The organism is Rhizobium sophoriradicis, from assembly GCF_025200795.1.
GTDB lineage: Bacteria > Pseudomonadota > Alphaproteobacteria > Rhizobiales > Rhizobiaceae > Rhizobium > Rhizobium sophoriradicis.
In genome coordinates this window covers 530,899-547,424 of the sequence record NZ_CP104154.1, presented here as the reverse complement: position 1 = coordinate 547,424, position 16,526 = coordinate 530,899, and the positions used below count along the sequence as shown (strand labels likewise).

15 protein-coding genes are annotated in these 16,526 nt (G+C 62.3%); 10 read left to right on the top strand and 5 right to left on the bottom strand.

The genetic code is table 11. The features are described 5' to 3' along the window. Nucleotides 1-25 precede the first annotated feature (25 nt). The gene (locus N2597_RS28085) at nt 26-1,324 is read right to left on the bottom strand and encodes an alpha-L-fucosidase (protein ID WP_423228311.1); all 1,299 of its coding nucleotides are present in this window, start codon (nt 1,322-1,324) and stop codon (nt 26-28) included. A gap of 208 nt (nt 1,325-1,532) precedes the next feature. Between N2597_RS28085 and N2597_RS28080 the strand changes: the two genes are divergently transcribed. The 5 genes from N2597_RS28080 to N2597_RS28060 all read left to right on the top strand — a co-directional run bounded on the left by N2597_RS28080 (nt 1,533) and on the right by N2597_RS28060 (nt 6,482). Further along, nucleotides 1,533-2,540: a LacI family DNA-binding transcriptional regulator gene (locus N2597_RS28080; protein WP_077989090.1), complete on the top strand. Its 1,008-nt coding sequence runs from the start codon at nt 1,533-1,535 to the stop codon at nt 2,538-2,540. Nucleotides 2,541-2,657: 117 nt separating this feature from the next. Then, nucleotides 2,658-3,386, top strand: coding sequence for a FadR/GntR family transcriptional regulator (locus N2597_RS28075; protein ID WP_077989088.1), 729 nt, complete (start codon nt 2,658-2,660; stop codon nt 3,384-3,386). Nucleotides 3,387-3,663: 277 nt separating this feature from the next. Next, nucleotides 3,664-4,677, top strand: coding sequence for an ABC transporter substrate-binding protein (locus N2597_RS28070; protein WP_077989087.1), 1,014 nt, complete (start codon nt 3,664-3,666; stop codon nt 4,675-4,677). Between the two features lie 93 nt (nt 4,678-4,770). Further along, nucleotides 4,771-5,589, top strand: a complete 819-nt coding sequence (locus N2597_RS28065) for an ABC transporter ATP-binding protein (RefSeq protein WP_040112544.1) — start codon at nt 4,771-4,773, stop codon at nt 5,587-5,589. 11 nt (nt 5,590-5,600) lie between these two features. After that, nucleotides 5,601-6,482: an ABC transporter permease gene (locus N2597_RS28060; protein WP_077989085.1), complete on the top strand. Its 882-nt coding sequence runs from the start codon at nt 5,601-5,603 to the stop codon at nt 6,480-6,482. Between the two features lie 308 nt (nt 6,483-6,790). Here the strand turns inward: N2597_RS28060 and N2597_RS28055 are convergent, their stop codons facing one another. Beyond that, nucleotides 6,791-8,191 (bottom strand): sensor histidine kinase, encoded by a 1,401-nt coding sequence (locus N2597_RS28055; RefSeq protein WP_183602133.1) that lies wholly within the window; start codon nt 8,189-8,191, stop codon nt 6,791-6,793. Continuing rightward, nucleotides 8,181-8,849, bottom strand: coding sequence for a response regulator (locus tag N2597_RS28050; RefSeq protein WP_096763146.1), 669 nt, complete (start codon nt 8,847-8,849; stop codon nt 8,181-8,183). The genes N2597_RS28055 and N2597_RS28050 overlap by 11 nt, the downstream gene beginning before the upstream one ends. Before the next feature lie 205 nt (nt 8,850-9,054). Here N2597_RS28050 and N2597_RS28045 point away from each other — a divergent pair, with 205 nt between their 5' ends. Both N2597_RS28045 and N2597_RS28040 read left to right on the top strand, forming a co-directional pair. Then, nucleotides 9,055-9,621, top strand: coding sequence for an isochorismatase family protein (locus N2597_RS28045; RefSeq protein WP_096763145.1), 567 nt, complete (start codon nt 9,055-9,057; stop codon nt 9,619-9,621). Continuing rightward, the gene (locus N2597_RS28040) at nt 9,618-10,628 is read left to right on the top strand and encodes a GlxA family transcriptional regulator (protein WP_183602135.1); all 1,011 of its coding nucleotides are present in this window, start codon (nt 9,618-9,620) and stop codon (nt 10,626-10,628) included. The genes N2597_RS28045 and N2597_RS28040 overlap by 4 nt, the downstream gene beginning before the upstream one ends. Here the strand turns inward: N2597_RS28040 and N2597_RS28035 are convergent. Together N2597_RS28035 and N2597_RS28030 are read right to left on the bottom strand one after the other, a co-directional pair. After that, complete coding sequence (locus tag N2597_RS28035; RefSeq protein WP_183602137.1) at nt 10,623-11,471, bottom strand: carbohydrate-binding protein; 849 nt, start codon at nt 11,469-11,471, stop codon at nt 10,623-10,625. The genes N2597_RS28040 and N2597_RS28035 overlap by 6 nt on opposite strands. A gap of 34 nt (nt 11,472-11,505) precedes the next feature. Further along, nucleotides 11,506-13,299 carry a heparinase II/III domain-containing protein gene (locus N2597_RS28030; RefSeq protein WP_183602139.1) on the bottom strand — a complete coding sequence of 598 codons (1,794 nt, stop codon included), beginning with the start codon at nt 13,297-13,299 and terminating at the stop codon, nt 11,506-11,508. Between the two features lie 247 nt (nt 13,300-13,546). Between N2597_RS28030 and N2597_RS28025 the strand changes: the two genes are divergently transcribed. From N2597_RS28025 to N2597_RS28015, 3 genes are read left to right on the top strand one after another with little or no spacing between them, the layout of a single operon-like run. After that, on the top strand, nt 13,547-14,503 hold the full coding sequence (locus N2597_RS28025; protein ID WP_077989163.1) for a carbohydrate ABC transporter permease: 957 nt from the start codon (nt 13,547-13,549) through the stop codon (nt 14,501-14,503). After that, nucleotides 14,500-15,336: a carbohydrate ABC transporter permease gene (locus N2597_RS28020; RefSeq protein WP_040112242.1), complete on the top strand. Its 837-nt coding sequence runs from the start codon at nt 14,500-14,502 to the stop codon at nt 15,334-15,336. The genes N2597_RS28025 and N2597_RS28020 overlap by 4 nt, the downstream gene beginning before the upstream one ends. 3 nt (nt 15,337-15,339) lie before the next feature. Then, nucleotides 15,340-16,512 (top strand): glycoside hydrolase family 88 protein, encoded by a 1,173-nt coding sequence (locus tag N2597_RS28015; protein ID WP_183602141.1) that lies wholly within the window; start codon nt 15,340-15,342, stop codon nt 16,510-16,512. Nucleotides 16,513-16,526 lie beyond the last annotated feature (14 nt).

Genomic DNA, 16,526 nt, shown 5'->3' with positions numbered 1-16,526 from the left:
CAATGAACACGCGATGCGACCGAGTTCACGCCTTGAGGACGATCTCGATCACCGGGACGGTAACGTCAGGTCGCCGGACCGGCAGTTCGAGCGTGATCATGCCCTCCGGCACCATCACGCCGATATTGGAGTCCACATCCCTGGTGTGGCTGAGCCAGCGTACTTCGCTGGCATCGTGCAGGAACTGCACATAGGCGATCCTGTCGGCGAGGCCCTCGATATGAATGTGGCGGTAAGGCCAGTTGTAGACATGCAGATAGAGGCGGTTGCCGCGCTGGGTGTAACGGCAGCCGGCCGGCACCGGAAATGCAGAGGGACCGGCGCCGTAGATCGAGCGCCCATTGACCTCCATCCAGTTCTGGTAGACCTCGAGCGCGGCGATGGCGCGCCCGTCGAAGGTACCGCGACCGGTCGGGCCGACATTCATCAGAAGGTTGCCGCCGAGCGCGACGGAATCGATCAGTAGCTGGATGATCTGCTCCGGGCTCTTCCAGCTGTCCTCGTCGCGGTGATAGCCCCATGAGCCGCTGAAGGTGTGGCAGGCTTCCCAAAGCACACCCTGACTGGCGATGGCGGGCGCCACCCGCGGCGTATACTGCTCCGGCGTCGTCACGTCGGGCAGCTTGCCCGGCGGCAGGTCGAGGCGGTTGTTGACGATGATTTCGGGCTGCAGCTCGCGCACCAGTTCGAGCAGCCGCTCGCTCTCCCAGTCGGCGCGGCCCTTGCCTGGCAGGCCGCGATATTCGCGGCCGGGATAGCTGAAATCGAACCAGATGATATCGATGCGGCCGAAGCCGGTCAGAAGCTCGCGCACCTGCTCGCGCATATAGGCGGCGTAATTGGCGATCTTGCGACCGGCATTCAGCGCGCCAGCCTCGGGGTGGTTGCGCAAGGGGTGGTGAACGTCGATCGGGAAATCGGGGTGATGCCAGTCGAGCAGCGAATAATAGAAGCCGATCTTCAGCCCCTCGGCCCGAAACGCTTCGACCAACGGCGTCAGCAGGTCCTTGCCGCAGGGCGTGTTCGGCGCCTTGTAATCGGTGACCTTGCTGTCCCAGAGGCAGAAGCCTTCGTGGTGTTTGGTCGTCACCACGACATATTTCATGCCGGCAAGCCGGGCGCGGCGCGCCCAGGCCTTGGGATCGTAGAGATCGGGATCGAAATTCTCGAAATAGCGCTGGTAATGGTCGTCGTTCAGCTCTTCGCGGTTCTTCAACCACTCATGCCGCGCCCCCAGAGCATAAAGACCCCAATGGATGAACATGCCAAGGCGATCATGGCTGAACCAGGCGTGCTTGCCCGGCTGGCGTTCCGAACTCGTCACAGGTTTCTCCTCCCTGTTTTTCCGGTTCGACATCATATCGAACCGGTTCGGTGACTGATCATCTTTCTTGATACTGTCTCTGTCAAGCTGAAATTGAGATACCGCCAAATACAGCCGAATACCTAAAAGTTGGACCATAAGAGCGGGATCAGTTGCGCAGGCCATTAAAATCTGACAAACAGAAAGCTTTAGAACCGGTTCGATAGACATGACGACCATACGAGATGTCGCGCGCCTGGCGGGGGTTTCGATCTCGACCGTCTCGCTCGCGCTCAACAGCCCGAAACGGGTCGGCGCCGAGACGCTCGACCGCATCCAGCAGGCGATCAAATCCACCGGCTACCGTATCGATCCGGTGGCCCAGACGCTGGCGCGCGGGCGCAGCTCGCTCATCGGTTTCGTGTCGGCCAATCTCGGCAACATGTTCTTCGGCGATATCCGCCGCGAGATCGAGCATCAGGCGCTCGACCGTGGCTATTTCGTCCTGATCGCCGACTCCTCCGGCAGGGCTGATCTCGAACGGGCGCTGCTGGAGCGGATGGAGGCCCAGAAGATCGCCGGCATTGCGCTGGCGACAAACGGCCACGGCGCGGAATACGCGGCGTTCCTGCGCGACTTCAAGACGCCGATCGTGATGTTCGATCAGAAGGTGGAAGGTGCCGAGCGCGATTTCGTCGGCTCCGACAATCCGCTGACGACCACCATCCTGACCGAGCACCTGCTGCAGCTCGGCCATCGGCGCATTGCCTTCATCTCCGGTCCGAGTGGCCTGCACACGGCCGATGAACGCCTGAATGGCTTCATGGATACGATGGCGGCCGCCGGCGTCGATGTCGATCCGTCGCTGGTCACCGAGGGCGGCTATACCAGGACGGGCGGCCATACGCAGGCGATGCGGCTGCTCACCCGCCGCGACCGGCCGACCGCCATCATCGGCGCCAACAACATGATGGGGCTCGCGACGCTGCAGGTGATGCAGGAAATGGGCTTCCGCTGCCCAGAGGACGTATCGCTGGCGATGGTCGACGACGTGCCCTGGAGCAACGTCATCACGCCGCGCATCACCATGGTGGTGCAGGATGCGCACAAGCTCGGCGAACTGGCAGCGCAGCGTCTGCTGGCAAGAATCTCAAGTCCCGAAGCCGCCGCCGAGCCGCCGCGGGATTTCATCCTGACCCCCAGATTCGTGCGGGGGGAGTCGACCAGGAGGTTGTGAGGACTTGCCGCTCGCCATTGAAAGATCGGAGAATTTGTCATACATGTGTGATGAATCATAATTTTCGGAATGCCGCCGGCATCCGGATCAAGGCCGATGCGGGGTGAAGGCGTGGCTATGCAGGGGAAGGATCGCGGCAGAGGCTCGGGGTCGCTGGTCTCACGGGTCGGCGAAAGCCTTCGGCAAGCCATTTTGAGCGGGCAGTATGCCGCCGGCGACAAGCTTCCGAGCGAGCATGAACTCACCGAAACGCATAGCGTCAGCCGAACCGTAGTGCGCGAGGCCGTCGCCGCGCTTCGATCCGACGGGCTTGTCGAGGTGCGCCAGGGAGCCGGGATTTTCGTGATCAGCCCCGACCCGGCGCTGTCGGGCCGGAAGGTCGACAAGGCCCGCGTCGCTTCGGATCTCGAAGTGCTCGAGATCCGCACCCCCGTCGAAATCGAGGCAGCGGGGCTTGCTGCGCTCCGCCGTTCACCGGCGCAGGAGGAGGCGATCTTCGAATGCCACCGGAAAATCCTCCATTGCATCGAGACGGACAAATCCATCCGCGAGGCGGACCTGGAACTGCACGTCGCTATCGCCGAGGCGACGAACAATCCGCTGTTCAAGCACTTCCTGGAATCCCAGGGCTCGGCGATCATCCCGCAGTCGAGGCTCGTCCCGGAGACCAGAACCGCCGAGCAGACCGCCTATCGCAAGCTCATCCATCGCGAACATGAAGCGATTATCGTCGCGATCTCCGATAGGGACGATCAGGCGGCGCGCAACGCCATGCGCGAGCATCTGGTAGGCAGCCAAACGCGATATCGCAACCTGCTGAAGGATCTGCGCAGCTTTACAAGCTGAGGGCGGCGGCAAGCGCCGCAAACTCTTCGGGCATCACGGGGCCAAGCCATCATCCGGCAGCAGCAGGCGAATCTGCTGGCCGATTGCGTCATCACGTCTATTGTAGGGCTGCTGCGCAGCCCCTATTCCCCATGCGTCATGGACGGGCTGTCTACCCGCCTGCGGCTGAAAGCTAGTTGAAAGCTTCGGCGTCATAGGAAAGGGCAGCATCGTGGAGGAGACACGGGTCAAAGGTGGCGAGACGACGATGCGGGTAAACCACTAGGAGGAGTTTTCCATGCGTTCTTCACGCAGCCTTTTGCACACCGTCGCTTTTTCCGCCCTCATGGCCGCGGCATCGCTGACCACCAGCGCCGCCCATGCGGCCGACAAGATCACCATCATGGTCGGCGGCTATGAAAAGCAGATATATCTGCCCGCCAAGCTCGCCGAATCCCTCGGCTACTTCAAGGACGAGGGTCTCGATGTCGAGCTCCTGAACGAAGCGGCCGGCGTCGATGCCGAAAACCAGCTGCTGGCAGGCGCCGTCCAGGGTGTCGTCGGCTTCTACGACCACTGTGTGGATCTCCAGGCCAAGGGCAAGTTCGTCGAATCCATCGTCCAGTTCAGCCAGGCGCCGGGCGAAGTCGAAATGGTGTCGAGCAAGCATCCGGAGATCAAGTCGCCGGCCGACTTCAAGGGCAAGAGCCTCGGCGTCACCGGTCTCGGCTCGTCCACGAATTTCCTGACCCTCTTCATGGCCTCGAAGGCCGGCCTGAAGCCCGGCGACGTCGTCACCATTCCGGTCGGCGCCGGCGGCACCTTCATCGCCGCCATGCAGCAGGACCAGATCCACGCCGGCATGACGACGGAGCCGACGATCTCGCGCATGATCAAGACCGGCGAAGCGAGCGTTCTCGTCGACATGCGCACGGTTGAAGCGACCCGTCAGGCGCTCGGAGGCACCTATCCGGCCGCCTCGCTCTACATGGAAACGTCCTGGGTCGAGGAACACAAGGAAGAGGCGCAGAAGCTCGCCAACGCCTTCGTCAAAACGCTGAAATACATCAACACGCATTCGGCCGCCGAAATTGCCGACAAGATGCCGAAGGATTTCTACGTCGGCGACAAGGACGGCTATATCAAGGCTCTCGAAGAGAGCAAAGGCATGTTCACGCCCGACGGCGTCATGCCGGAAGATGGTCCGAAGACCGTGCTTGCCGTGCTGTCGGAGTTCTCCAAGAACGTCAAGGGCAAGCAGATCGACCTTTCCAAGACCTACACGACGGAATTCGTCAAGAACGTCAAGTAAGTCAGTCGCGCCGCTCCCGGCTCCCAAGCGGGAGCGGCCTCCGTTCGATCAGGGCATTGCGTGCGCGCCCTCAAGCACGCCTCAGGTATCACCATGCAACAGGACAACACTCAGATCCCGGCGATCGAGCTGATCAATGTCAGCCGCCGCTTCGTCTCGCCGACCGGCAAGTCGCTCACCGCACTGCGCGATTTCAACATGACGGTCGCCCGCGGCGAGTTCGTCGCCGTCGTCGGCCCCACAGGATGCGGCAAATCGACGACGCTCAATCTCGTAACGGGCCTCGCACGCCCCTCCGCCGGCGAAGTCCGGCTGATGGGCGGGCCGATCACCGGCATCGACCCGCGTGTCGGCTTCGCGTTCCAGACCGACGCGCTCTTTCCCTGGAAGAATGTCATCGACAACGTCATGGCCGGGCCGCTGTTTCGCGGTAAATCACACACAGAGGCGGAAAAGAGCGCCCGGGACTGGCTGGCGCGCGTCGGCCTTTCGAAATTCCTGCACCACTATCCCCATCAGCTCTCCGGCGGCATGCGCAAGCGCGTCTCGCTGGCACAGACCTTCATCAACGAACCTGAAATCCTGCTGATGGATGAACCCTTCTCGGCGCTCGACGTGCAGACCCGCACCGTCATGCACGAGGAACTCCTGAAGCTCTGGGCGGAGCGCAAAGCCTCGGTGGTGTTCGTCACCCACGACCTCGAAGAGGCAGTCGCCCTTGCCGACAAGGTCTATGTGCTGACCGCCGGCCCGGCCACGGTCAAGTCCGTCTATACCATCGATCTGCCCCGGCCGCGCATCGTCTCGGAAATTCGCTACGAGCAGAGCTTCATCGATTACTGCAAGACGATCTGGGAAGACCTGCGCGAAGAGGTCGAGACCAGCTACCGCCGCGCAAGCGAAGCGGCCTGAGGGAGGATCTCATGGCAAACATCACATTCGAGGCCGGTTCGGCCGCTCTCTTCCGTCCGGGCACATCCGATGCCGAGATCGAAGCCACCGCATTGAAGGCGATGCGCCGGCGCAACACGCTGGTGCGCTTCTGGCAGATCGCCATTCTGGTCTTCGTGATCGGCATGTGGGAGCTCTCCTCCCGCCTGCAATGGATCGACCCGTTCTTCTATTCGAGCCCGAGCGGCGTTCTCGAGCGTCTCTACGAATGGGCAACCGAAGGCACCACCGAGGGGTCGCTCTGGTACAATCTCTGGGTAACGATGGAAGAGGCGCTGATCGGCTTCTTCGCCGGCTCGATCACCGGCGTCTTCGTCGGCATCGGCCTCGGCCGCAACCGGTTCCTGTCGGATATCTTCTCTGTCTACATCAAGGCGATCAACTCGATCCCCCGCGTCGTTCTCGCGCCGATCTTCATCATGATCATGGGCCTCGGCCTGCCGTCCAAGGTGGCGCTCGCCTTCATCATGGTGTTCTTCGTCGTCTTTGCCAACGCCTTCCAGGGTGTGCGCGAGGCCGACCGCAACATGATCGCCAATGCCCGCATCCTCGGCGCCTCTGACTGGCAGGTGACCCGCACCGTGGTCATTCCCTCGGCGATGAGCTGGATCTTCGCCAGCCTGCACGTCTCCTTCGGCTTTGCGATCATCGGCGCGATCGTCGGCGAATTCGTCGGCGCCCGCTTCGGCATCGGCCAGTTGATCTCGATCGCCAAGGGCACCTTCGACGCGGCCGGCATGTTCGCTGCAATCCTCCTCGTCATGGTCGTGACACTCGTTGCCGAATACATCATGACGCTGATCGAGAACCGCCTGGCGAATTGGCGGCCGCAGCAGCAGCTCGATACGCAGTAATCGGATCGGCCTCCTCCCAAGGCAGATCGAAATGAAGGCCGGGCGTGAAGCCCGGTCTTCGTTTTTTGATGGCAAGGCTCGTCTCTGCCCGCTTCGTCTGGCGCCTGCCCCTCATCCGGCTGCCGCCACCTTCTCCCCGCCTGCGGGGAGAAGGGAAGATGCCGCGACCTCTCCATTCCCTGTCACTCTCTCGCAGGGCAAGTCCCCTCGCCCCGTTTACGGGAAGAGGGTTAGGGTGAGGGGCAGCCATGAGGTTCGAACCGGACAGCCGCGACACAAGCCCGGCTTTCGTTTGATACCTCTCCGATCTAAGCAAGCGGCAGCCGCACCGTCACAATGAGACCGCCGCCTTCCGCATCGCCGAGCGACACCCAACCTCCGGCGCCTTCGATGACCTCGCGAACGATCGCAAGCCCGAGGCCGCTTCCCTCGCTTTCGGTTCCCATGATCCGGTAGAAGCGTTCAAAGACATGGTCGCGCTCACTCTCGGGAATGCCCGGACCACTGTCCTCCACGGTCACGACTGCACTTCCGTCCGCCTGTCCGACCGAGACGGTTACCCTTCCATCTGCACCGCTATAGCGGATCGCGTTGTCGATGAGGTTGACCAGCATTTCGCGCAGCATGGTGCCGTCGCCCTCGACGATGACGGGGCCGTCCGCTTCCAGGCCGACATCGATGTTGCGCTTCAGCGCCTCTTCGGCATGCGCTTCCAATATCTCGCGGGCGGCCTTGCTGAGATCGGTCACGTCGCCACGCGGGCGCCGGCTGCCGGGCTCGGCCCGCGACAAGGTCAGGAGCTGGCCGGCGAGGCGCGAAATCTGCCGGGTGCTCGTGCGAAGCGCCACCAGCGCCTCGTCGCGGCGAACCGCATCGCCTTCGCGGGCAGCCACGCTCGCCTGCGTCGAAATCAGCGCGAGCGGCGTTCTGAGCTGATGCGCTGCATTCGATACGAACCGCCGCTGCGCCGCCATCTGGCTCTGGACGCGCTGCATATGGTCGTTCAACGCATGGACGAGTGGGCGCAGCTCGCTCTGAACCATCTCCGGCGGCAGCGGATCAAAACGGTTGCGGCCGCGCTCTCGCACCGCGTCGCGCAGCCTGAGGGCCGGCGCAAGGCCGCGCTGCAGCCCAAGAATGGTTACCAGGCTCGCCAAGAAGACCAGCACGAACTGCTTCGAAAAATCCGACAGCCAGAGCTGCCTTCGCATCGCATATTGGCTCTTATGCGTCACCGCGACGGTCACGGAAATCGTGCCGTCATTGGGAAGCCCGACGACGGGATGGTCGAGCATCAGCACGCGCACATCGGCACCATGGAAGGCGTGGTCCTCGCCGACACGCTGAGCGGCCGGCAGCGGCAAATCGGGAAAGCCGCTCACCAGATTGCCCCACACGGTGGTCACCTGGTAAAAAACGCGGTCGCCGAACCCCGTATCGAACATCTCGAGCGCTGCGGGCGGCACATCGACCTGGACATTGCCGCCCTCGTCGACGCGCACCGCCTCGGCAATGACGCGGGCCGAGGCCAGAAGCGTGCGGTCCGTCACCAGTCTCGCTGTCGCGTCGGCCGACCAAAAGCTGTCGTAGAGATTGAAGCCGATCGCGCCGAATAGCGTCAGCAGCACCAGGAAAAGCAACTGCACCCTGAGGCTCTGGCTGAGCCGGCCGAAGGCGGCGCCGATTTTGCTGTAGACGCTACTGAACATGTCTGAGGAGATAGCCGAGGCCGCGCAACGTCGCGATTTGCACGGAGCTGGCCTCGAGCTTCTTTCGAAGCCTATGGACATAGATTTCGATGGCGCTCGGATCCGCCTCGTCATCGAAACCGAAGACGCTTTCCGACAGGGCGGCCTTCGAGACCGTGTTGCCGAGCTTCATAACCAGCTGCTCGAGAACCGCATATTCGCGCGGCGTCAATTGCAGCGGCTCGCCCTCGACGAAGAACTGCCGTGTGCCGCCGGAAAAACGCAGGTTTCCGACGGTGATTTCCGACGAGGCCCGGTCCTGCCCGCGGCGCACCACCGCGCGGATCCTGGCTTCGAGTTCGGCTATTTCGAAGGGCTTGGCGAGGTAATCGTCGGCGCCGCTGTCGAGCCCGGCCACGCGGCCGTCGAGGCTCGCATTGGCGGTCAGGATGATGACCGGGAGCTTGTTGCCTGATTGTCTCAGCCGCTTCAGGAGCGTCAATCCGTCGAGCTTCGGCAGCGAAAGGTCGAGGATCATCGCCGAATATTCCGCCACCTTGAGCAGATGCTCCGCGTCTTCGCCGTCATAGGCAATGTCGATCGTATATTGCGCCTGCCGCAGGGCTTTGCCCAGCCAGGCCGCCAGTTCCTTGTTGTCCTCCACCACAAGCAGTCGCATCCAATCCCCTTAGCACGTGCGGAGGGGCTCGCGGAAGCGGGCGCATGGAAGGGCGGCAACATTCGATCGCGTCCACCGTTCGCGGCATCGGGCTGCCTTCCGCCTTAGTTGGCGCGAAGTGTCCGCTATTTGTCCGACGCGTGCATTTTCCTCTGTCCAGGGATCACCGAATATGGCTTCATGATCAACATCCACGGAGCAAGAAATGTCCGGCCATGAAACCATACTTCTCGTCATCGACGCTCAGGAGTCCTTCCGGCAGCGCGATTATTGGGATGAAAGCCTCGCATCCGCCTATATCGATCGCCAGCAGGCTCTGATCGATGGCGCGGCGGCAAGCGGGATACCCGTCGTTCAGATCTTCCATGTCGATGGAAGCGGGCCGTTTTCGGAAAGCTGGGGCTTCGTCAGGACGCTCGCTCCGCTGAGGATCGCCCCCGACGTGACCTTCAAAAAGAGCCGTCACAGCGCGCTCGTCGGCTCCGGTCTCGACGTCTGGCTGACCGAGAACGGCGTCCGTCGCATCATCGTCTCGGGCATCCGCACCGAACAGTGCTGCGAGACCACGACCCGCCACGCATCGGATCTCGGCTATCAGGTCGATTATGTCGGCGAAGCGACGCTGACTTTCCCGATGACCGACGCGGCGGGACGCACCTGGAGCGCCGGGGAAATACGCGGCCGCACGGAACTGGTCCTGTCGGGCCGTTTCGCAAGGATCTCAACCGTCGAACAGGCGCTGGCGGGGCGCGCTGAGCAACTCGCCGCATGACGGAAGTCGCGCAGCCCTTCGAGATTCCCGTTTTCGTCGTCGTGCCGCCGCGCGTGCTGCTGCTCGACGTCGCCGGTCCGATCGAAGTGCTGCGCAAGGCCAATCTCGAACAGCAGGCGGTGCGCTTCAGCGTCACCTATATCGGCCCTTCGGCAACGGTCGGCAGCTCGATCGGCCTTTCCGTCACCGGCGTCGCCACCCTGCCGGAGCGCTTGCCCGATCGGGCGCTCGTGGTCATCGCGGGCAGCGCCGACGCGCCGATGGAGAACAACCGTCCCTGGGACGGGCAGGAGCGCGCCGCGCAGGCCGCCATCGTCGCATGGCTGAAGCGCGGCATCCGTCCGGGAGTTCGATTGGTCTCGATCTGCTCCGGCGCCCTGCTCGCCGCCGAGGCCGGAATGCTCGATGGCCGCGAATGCACCACCCATCACGGCTGCATGGAAGACCTGGCCAGACTCGCGCCTACCGCGCGCATCCGGGACAACCGCCTCTATGTTGAGGATGGAGAGCGCCTGACGAGCGCCGGCATCACCGCCGGCATTGATCTCATGCTGTATATCGTCGCCGAAGCGGCGGGACATGCGTGCGCGCTTGCGGTGGCGCGATATCTCGTCGTCTATCTCAGGCGCGCCGGCTCGGACCCGCAGCTTTCGCCCTGGCTCGAAGGCCGTAACCATATCCATCCGGTCATTCATCGTGCACAGGATGCCGTCGCCGCCGATCCCACTCGCGACTGGTCGGTCGCCTCGCTTGCGAACCTCAGCGGTGCCAGTCCGCGGAACCTCTCGCGGCTGTTCAACGAGCAGACCGGCATGAGCGTCACGGATTTCGTCAACCGCATGCGCGTGGCGCTTGCCCGCGAAATGCTCGCCGGTTCACGGCTGGATATGGAGGCTGTGGCAATGCGCTCAGGCTTCGGCTCGGCCCGGCAGCTGCGCCGAGCGTGGAACCGTCTGTACGACAGCCCGCCGAGCGCAGCGCGGCCGAGGCCGGCCTTGGGTTCATAGAGGAACAGAAAGAGCGGCGTGACCGGTCTGATCTTCGGCAGCGACGGCTGCGGCGCCCAACGCCTCTGCTCCCCAGATTTCGATCTGCGTCAGCCCCGGAAAAGGCGAACCGTCCTCGGCCTTAACCAAGCCGTGCAGCTCCACCCATTCGACGATGTAGGGCTCGATGGAAAAACATTGCGCGGCGCCGGTTTTTGTCAACGAAAAGGAGCGGGTCTTGCCGTTCGAGAAGGTGACGCTCGCCTGCTCCCACCAGGAATCATGCGGGAAATCGGCCCTGAGGTAGAAGACGATCTCATCAATCCGGACGGGCCTACCGAACTCCACCGTCAGCGTCGCTTCGGGGTCGCGATTGATGCCCCAACTCGTATAGGGCCAGAATCCGTGATTATCGTTGGCCTTTTCCCCGTCGATCGCATTGCGCGCCGCAAAGACCGCTTCGCCGCGGGTCTCGACATTGGCCCGCGCATGCGGGAAGAGCGCCCGATTGGCGTGGTCGTCCCAGGGGTTCAGAGCGAGATTGCGCCGCTGCGCGAGTTCGTCGGGCCGCGCCTTTCTCGCTGAAAGCCGGTGGATGTCCCCCTTGAAGGCATTCGGCGAATAGGACTTGCGCTTATCGTCGAAAGGCACGGCGAGCGAGTAGGCGCTTTCCCTAATGTAGACAAAACCGGGCTGGATCGCGCTGTCCAAGGCGAGAAAGAGATGCCCGGGTTCGGAAGCTTCGACGACGACACAGTCGCCCTCGCGATAATCCTGGCGATAGACCAGAAAGGTCTCGTCCCGCCCGGTGGCGCTTGCCCGCACGAACCCGTCGGCATCCACGATCTTCAGCGTCAATTCCATGCTCGACCTCCGGAGGACATCATGCTCTAACTCTCTAATTGATCTGCAATTTCAGGCGATTGCCGGCGAGCGGCAGACGCAGCCGGTAGAGCTGCTCGGGCCAGGCCGATCTCAGCCTGATGTCATTGACCTCGATCTCATCGACTTCGATTTCGCCGGCGCCCTCGACAAAAATGTTGCCGAGATCGGCGAGATCTATTCTGTCGGAGTTGACGGTCGGCGCGAGGCACGTCATCAGCGACAGGACAGCCGGCCGGTCGCCGTCTTGGGTGTCGACGATCTCGACATGGCGCCCGCGCAGCAAGGAGACTGTGCGGCGATAGCTGCGCAGTTGCGCTTCCTCTGGATAGGCGCCTGCAATATCGAGGGATATGCGCGCACACTCCTCGCCGAATTCGACCTCTACATCCCTGGCGCCGAAGGCTTCCCCGGCGGCCTGCATGATGCCGGAGAAAGTCGGCAGGTTGTGATAGGCCGACTGCATCGTCCAGATCTCGTAACGCCCAAGCGAGAAGGTCTTGGAGGTATAGGTCTCGACGCCGACATCGATCAGGAACGGGCGTCCGTTCTTGTAGAGCGTCATGCTGCCGACATCGTTGTGATTGTGGCCTTCGCCATTGTTGCCGCCCTTGACGGCAAGCGAAAACTGCCCGTCGCGGGCGATGAACAGGCCGATGCCGGGATAGAAGATATCCCGCTTGGACACAGGATTCGCCTCGACCTTCGGAATTGCGGGGCCGGTCAGCAGCTCCTGCACGCGATACCAGAGGTTCCATTCCTCCGGCAGATGCGGTCTCTCGGCCGCCGCCCGGTCGGCTGCGGCGAAGGCCGCGAGCATTTCGGAGCCGACCGCCTCGCCGAACAGATATTCGCGCACGCTGCAGGGTTCGACCACGGCAGAGGAATCCGCGAAGTTGAAATAATGGCGGCCGGCCACATGCATGTGGGCGATATACTCGGCCATGTTGCGGATCTTCGGCTGCCGCCAGATCCCGTCGAACAGGCCGGGCGCGACACGATCGAGCACGGTCAGCGCGCCGTGTAGGCAGAGTGCGGCATGGCGGTAATAGACCACGCCCTCCTCGCAGGCGCCGTCCTCGGCGTAGTCCTTGAGGAAGGCATCGAGACTGCCGAGCGCCTTTTCGGCAACGGCGCGGCGCGTCGGCTGATCGGTCTTCAGCGAGAAGGTGGCCAACAGGACGTTCTGGGTGATCCAGGCGGTCCAGTTGTTCATCCGCTCGTCGCCGCTGCCCATCCACCAGAAATGCCGGCCGAGATAGGGCGTCAGGATGCGGGCCTCAATCTCGCGGTTCACACGCGCGGCAATCTCCCGGCTGATGCCGTCGAGCGCATCGCCGAGCAAGGCGACGATCGTTGCCAGAAGGGCTGCCGTTTCGGCGGCGAAGAGATCGATCACCGGTTGTGAAGTATCGGGCAGCGGCAGACGCGGGCCGCCGCGCCCATAAGCATTGTGCGCCGGCAGCTGCCAGCCGCTTTCTTCCGCGATCAGGACGATGCCGTCGACGATCCCGGGCAGGAACCGCCCGTTGCCTTCGATAAGTTCGCCCAGCACCAGATCGTTGAGCATCCGCCGCCGCGTGAAATAAAGCTCCTCGAAGCGCGAGCGATTGCCCGTGGCCGTATATTCCCGGTAATCCGAGGCGGTGATCAGAGGCCATGTTCGCGCAAGCGTGGCTTCCGCGTCGCGGACGACCACATCCCGCAAGGCCTGCGGCACCGCTTTCCATCTCTCGCGATCGGAGGAGACGGCTCCCGGCGTGAAATCGCCGAGGATGTCCGGCAACGCGCCTGAAATCTCGCTGAACATATCCCTCCCCGCACCGGAAAAACATTGACGGGCGTCTGGCCTTCATCCCCACCTATCATATGTTTTTGGCGCTTGCCATAAAATTTGTATGATCTATTCATAACTTGTTTGACCAATACCGGAGATGTGCTATGTCCTTGGCTGGAGGAAGAACAGGCGGCACCTATCCGCCCGAACGGCTCTGCGTTTTAGGCTAGAGAAGCCCAGAAGCCGCCAGTTGCAGAATGCCGACCAGGAGGAAGCATCGGTGTCCATATCGAATTCGGTCATCGCTAGGGATGGCGTCCCGGCAACGCCACGCCGGAAGGCCGCGGCTCTATCCAAGCGGCAGCGGAAGATCCGCAGCGCGCTGGTCGCCTATTCCTTCATCGCGCCGAATTTCATCGGTTTTGCCGTCTTCACGCTCGGCCCGATCCTCTTCGCCTTCGCACTCGCCTTCATGCATTGGGACGGCTCGAATGCGATCACATTCGCCGGGCTGGATAATTTCTGGCGGCTGTTCGACGACAAGGCCTTCGTCGCCGCCTTCTGGAACACGATCATCTATACGGTCGCCTCGGTGCCGGCGACGCTGCTCTGCGCGCTCGGCCTCGCCGTCCTCCTCAACCAGAGGATCGCCGGGCGGAATTTCTTCCGCACGGCAATGTTCTTCCCCTATGTCGCCTCGCTGGTCGCCGTCGCCGTCGTCTGGAACATGATCTTCAATCCCGAGATGGGACCGGTGAACATGATCCTCTACACGCTCGGCCTCGACCCCAAGAACATGCCGGGATGGGCGGCCGACCGCCACTGGGCGATGGTGACGGTGATCCTCTTCGGCATCTGGAAGAACATGGGCTATTACATGGTCATCTATCTGGCCGGCCTGCAGGGGATCAATTCCGAACTCTACGAGGCTGCCGATCTCGACGGCGCCAATTCCTGGCAGAAGTTCATCCATGTCACCGTGCCGCAGCTCGGGCCGACCACCTTCTTCGTCACCGTCATGCTGACGATCCAGTCCTTCAAGGTGTTCGATCAGATCTTCATGATCACCCAGGGCGGCCCCGGCACATCGACGCTCGTCCTCGTCTACCACATCTATAACGAGGCCTTCATTTCCTGGGATCTCGGCTATTCCAGCATGATTTCGTTGGTGCTGTTCTTCCTTGTGCTCGCGGTCACGATTTTCCAGTTCCGCCGCCAGCGGGAGGACGAGGCATGAGGATCGCCGGGCGCAAGGTGACCGTCAAAACGGTCCTCCTCTATGTCATTGTCATCACGGTGACGGTGGTAATGCTGATGCCCTTCGCCTGGATGCTCTCGGCATCGCTGAAGCTCAGCCGCGACGTTTTCGCCTTCCCGATCGAATGGATACCGTCGCAGCCGCAATGGCAGAACTACGTCGATATCTGGACGAAGATCCCGCTTGCCCTTTTCATCTACAACACCTCGAAGCTGACGATCATCGTCACGCTGCTGCAGCTCTTGACCTCCAGCTTTGCCGCCTACGCCTTCGCCAAGCTGAATTTCCCTTATAAGAACACGCTGTTCCTCGGCTATATCGCCACCATCGCCATGCCATGGCAGGTTTATATGGTGCCGCAATTTCTGCTGATGCGCGAGTTCGGCCTCAACAACACGCATCTGGCGCTGATCTGCCTGCAGGCCTTCACCGCCTTCGGCGTTTTCCTGATGCGGCAGTTCTACATGTCGATCCCGACAGAGCTCTGCGAGGCCGCGCGCATCGACGGCATGAACGAATATCAGATCTGGGCACGCATCATGCTGCCGCTCTCCAAGCCCGCGCTCTCGACGCTGACGATCTTCACCTTCGTCAGCACCTGGAACGATTTCCTCGGGCCAATGATCTATCTCACCAAGACCGAGCTGAAGACCGTCCAGATCGGCCTGCGCATGTTCATCTCGCAATATTCAGCCGAATACGGGCTGATCATGGCGGCCTCCGTCGTCGCCCTCGTACCCGTTCTTATCGTCTTCCTCGCTCTGCAGCGCTTCTTTGTCGAGGGCATCGCCTCGACGGGACTGAAGGGTTAAGCCATGAATGCCGTTTCAACAGTCGCCCCGCAGCCGATTACCGACGCAGAGGTAAAGGTCGCCCTCGACCTTGCCGTCGAGCAGGTCAGGCGCAATCTTCCCACATTCACCTACGCCGCGCAGAACCATTCGAGCGTCAACAATTTCTATCCCGCCGTTGCCAACGACCAATGGACGGCCGGTTTCTGGCCGGGCGAGATGTGGCTCGCCTTCGAACATAGCGGCGATCCGGTGTTCCGGCATGCCGCGCAGATCCAGGTCCAGTCCTTCCTGCATCGGATCGTCAACCGCATCGAAACCGATCATCACGATATGGGCTTTCTCTATTCGCCCTCCTGCATCGCTGCCTGGAAGCTCGTCGGAGACGCGGACGGCCGCAGGGCCGCGATCCTGGCCGCCGACCAACTGATCGAGCGCTTCCAGCCGATCGGCCAGTTCATCCAGGCCTGGGGCCATAAAGGCAAGGCGGAGGAATACCGCTACATCATCGACTGCCTTTTGAACCTGCCGCTCCTCTACTGGGCTAGCAGCGAGACGGGCGACCCGAAATACCGCGAGATCGCGCTCACCCACGCCCGCACCACGCTCGCCCATTCGGTGCGGCCGGATGATTCCACTTATCACACCTTCTACATGGACCCGGTCACCGGCGCGCCGGTGCGCGGCGCCACCAAGCAGGGCTACCGGGACGACAGCTTCTGGGCGCGCGGGCAGGCCTGGGGCATCGCCGGCATGGCGATCTCCTACCGCTATGAGCGGATCGAGGAATATCGCCAGACCTTCGACCGGCTGCTCGCCTTCTATCTCAACCGGCTGCCGGCCGACATGGTGCCCTATTGGGATCTCGTCTTTTCCGATGGCGACGGCGAGCCGCGCGACAGCTCGTCCGCCTCGATCACCGCCTGCGGCCTGCTTGAGATGGCCGATCTCATCGATGCCGATACCGCCGAGCGCTACCGCATGCTGGCGCGGCGCATGGTGAAGAGCCTCGCCGATCATTATGCGGTCAAGGATCCCACCGTCTCCAACGGCCTGGTGCTGCACGCCACCTATTCGAAGAAATCGCCCTTCAACACCTGCCGCGGCGAGGGCGTCGATGAGTGCGTCTCCTGGGGAGATTATTATTACATGGAAGCTTTGACGCGCCTTTCGCGCAGTTGGTCTTCCTATTGGTGACGTCAGGAGAACCC

What these genes read in the sequence shown, in the direction of transcription:
- N2597_RS28055 (WP_183602133.1), bottom strand. Translation starts at nt 8,191, where the DNA reads ATGTTCAGTAGCGTCTACAGCAAAATCGGCGCCGCCTTCGGCCGGCTC.
- N2597_RS28015 (WP_183602141.1), top strand. Translation starts at nt 15,340, where the DNA reads ATGAATGCCGTTTCAACAGTCGCCCCGCAGCCGATTACCGACGCAGAG.
- N2597_RS28040 (WP_183602135.1), top strand. Translation starts at nt 9,618, where the DNA reads ATGACGGAAGTCGCGCAGCCCTTCGAGATTCCCGTTTTCGTCGTCGTG.
- N2597_RS28065 (WP_040112544.1), top strand. Translation starts at nt 4,771, where the DNA reads ATGCAACAGGACAACACTCAGATCCCGGCGATCGAGCTGATCAATGTC.
- N2597_RS28075 (WP_077989088.1), top strand. Translation starts at nt 2,658, where the DNA reads ATGCAGGGGAAGGATCGCGGCAGAGGCTCGGGGTCGCTGGTCTCACGG.
- N2597_RS28020 (WP_040112242.1), top strand. Translation starts at nt 14,500, where the DNA reads ATGAGGATCGCCGGGCGCAAGGTGACCGTCAAAACGGTCCTCCTCTAT.
- N2597_RS28045 (WP_096763145.1), top strand. Translation starts at nt 9,055, where the DNA reads ATGTCCGGCCATGAAACCATACTTCTCGTCATCGACGCTCAGGAGTCC.
- N2597_RS28035 (WP_183602137.1), bottom strand. Translation starts at nt 11,471, where the DNA reads ATGGAATTGACGCTGAAGATCGTGGATGCCGACGGGTTCGTGCGGGCA.
- N2597_RS28050 (WP_096763146.1), bottom strand. Translation starts at nt 8,849, where the DNA reads ATGCGACTGCTTGTGGTGGAGGACAACAAGGAACTGGCGGCCTGGCTG.
- N2597_RS28080 (WP_077989090.1), top strand. Translation starts at nt 1,533, where the DNA reads ATGACGACCATACGAGATGTCGCGCGCCTGGCGGGGGTTTCGATCTCG.
- N2597_RS28070 (WP_077989087.1), top strand. Translation starts at nt 3,664, where the DNA reads ATGCGTTCTTCACGCAGCCTTTTGCACACCGTCGCTTTTTCCGCCCTC.
- N2597_RS28060 (WP_077989085.1), top strand. Translation starts at nt 5,601, where the DNA reads ATGGCAAACATCACATTCGAGGCCGGTTCGGCCGCTCTCTTCCGTCCG.
- N2597_RS28030 (WP_183602139.1), bottom strand. Translation starts at nt 13,299, where the DNA reads ATGTTCAGCGAGATTTCAGGCGCGTTGCCGGACATCCTCGGCGATTTC.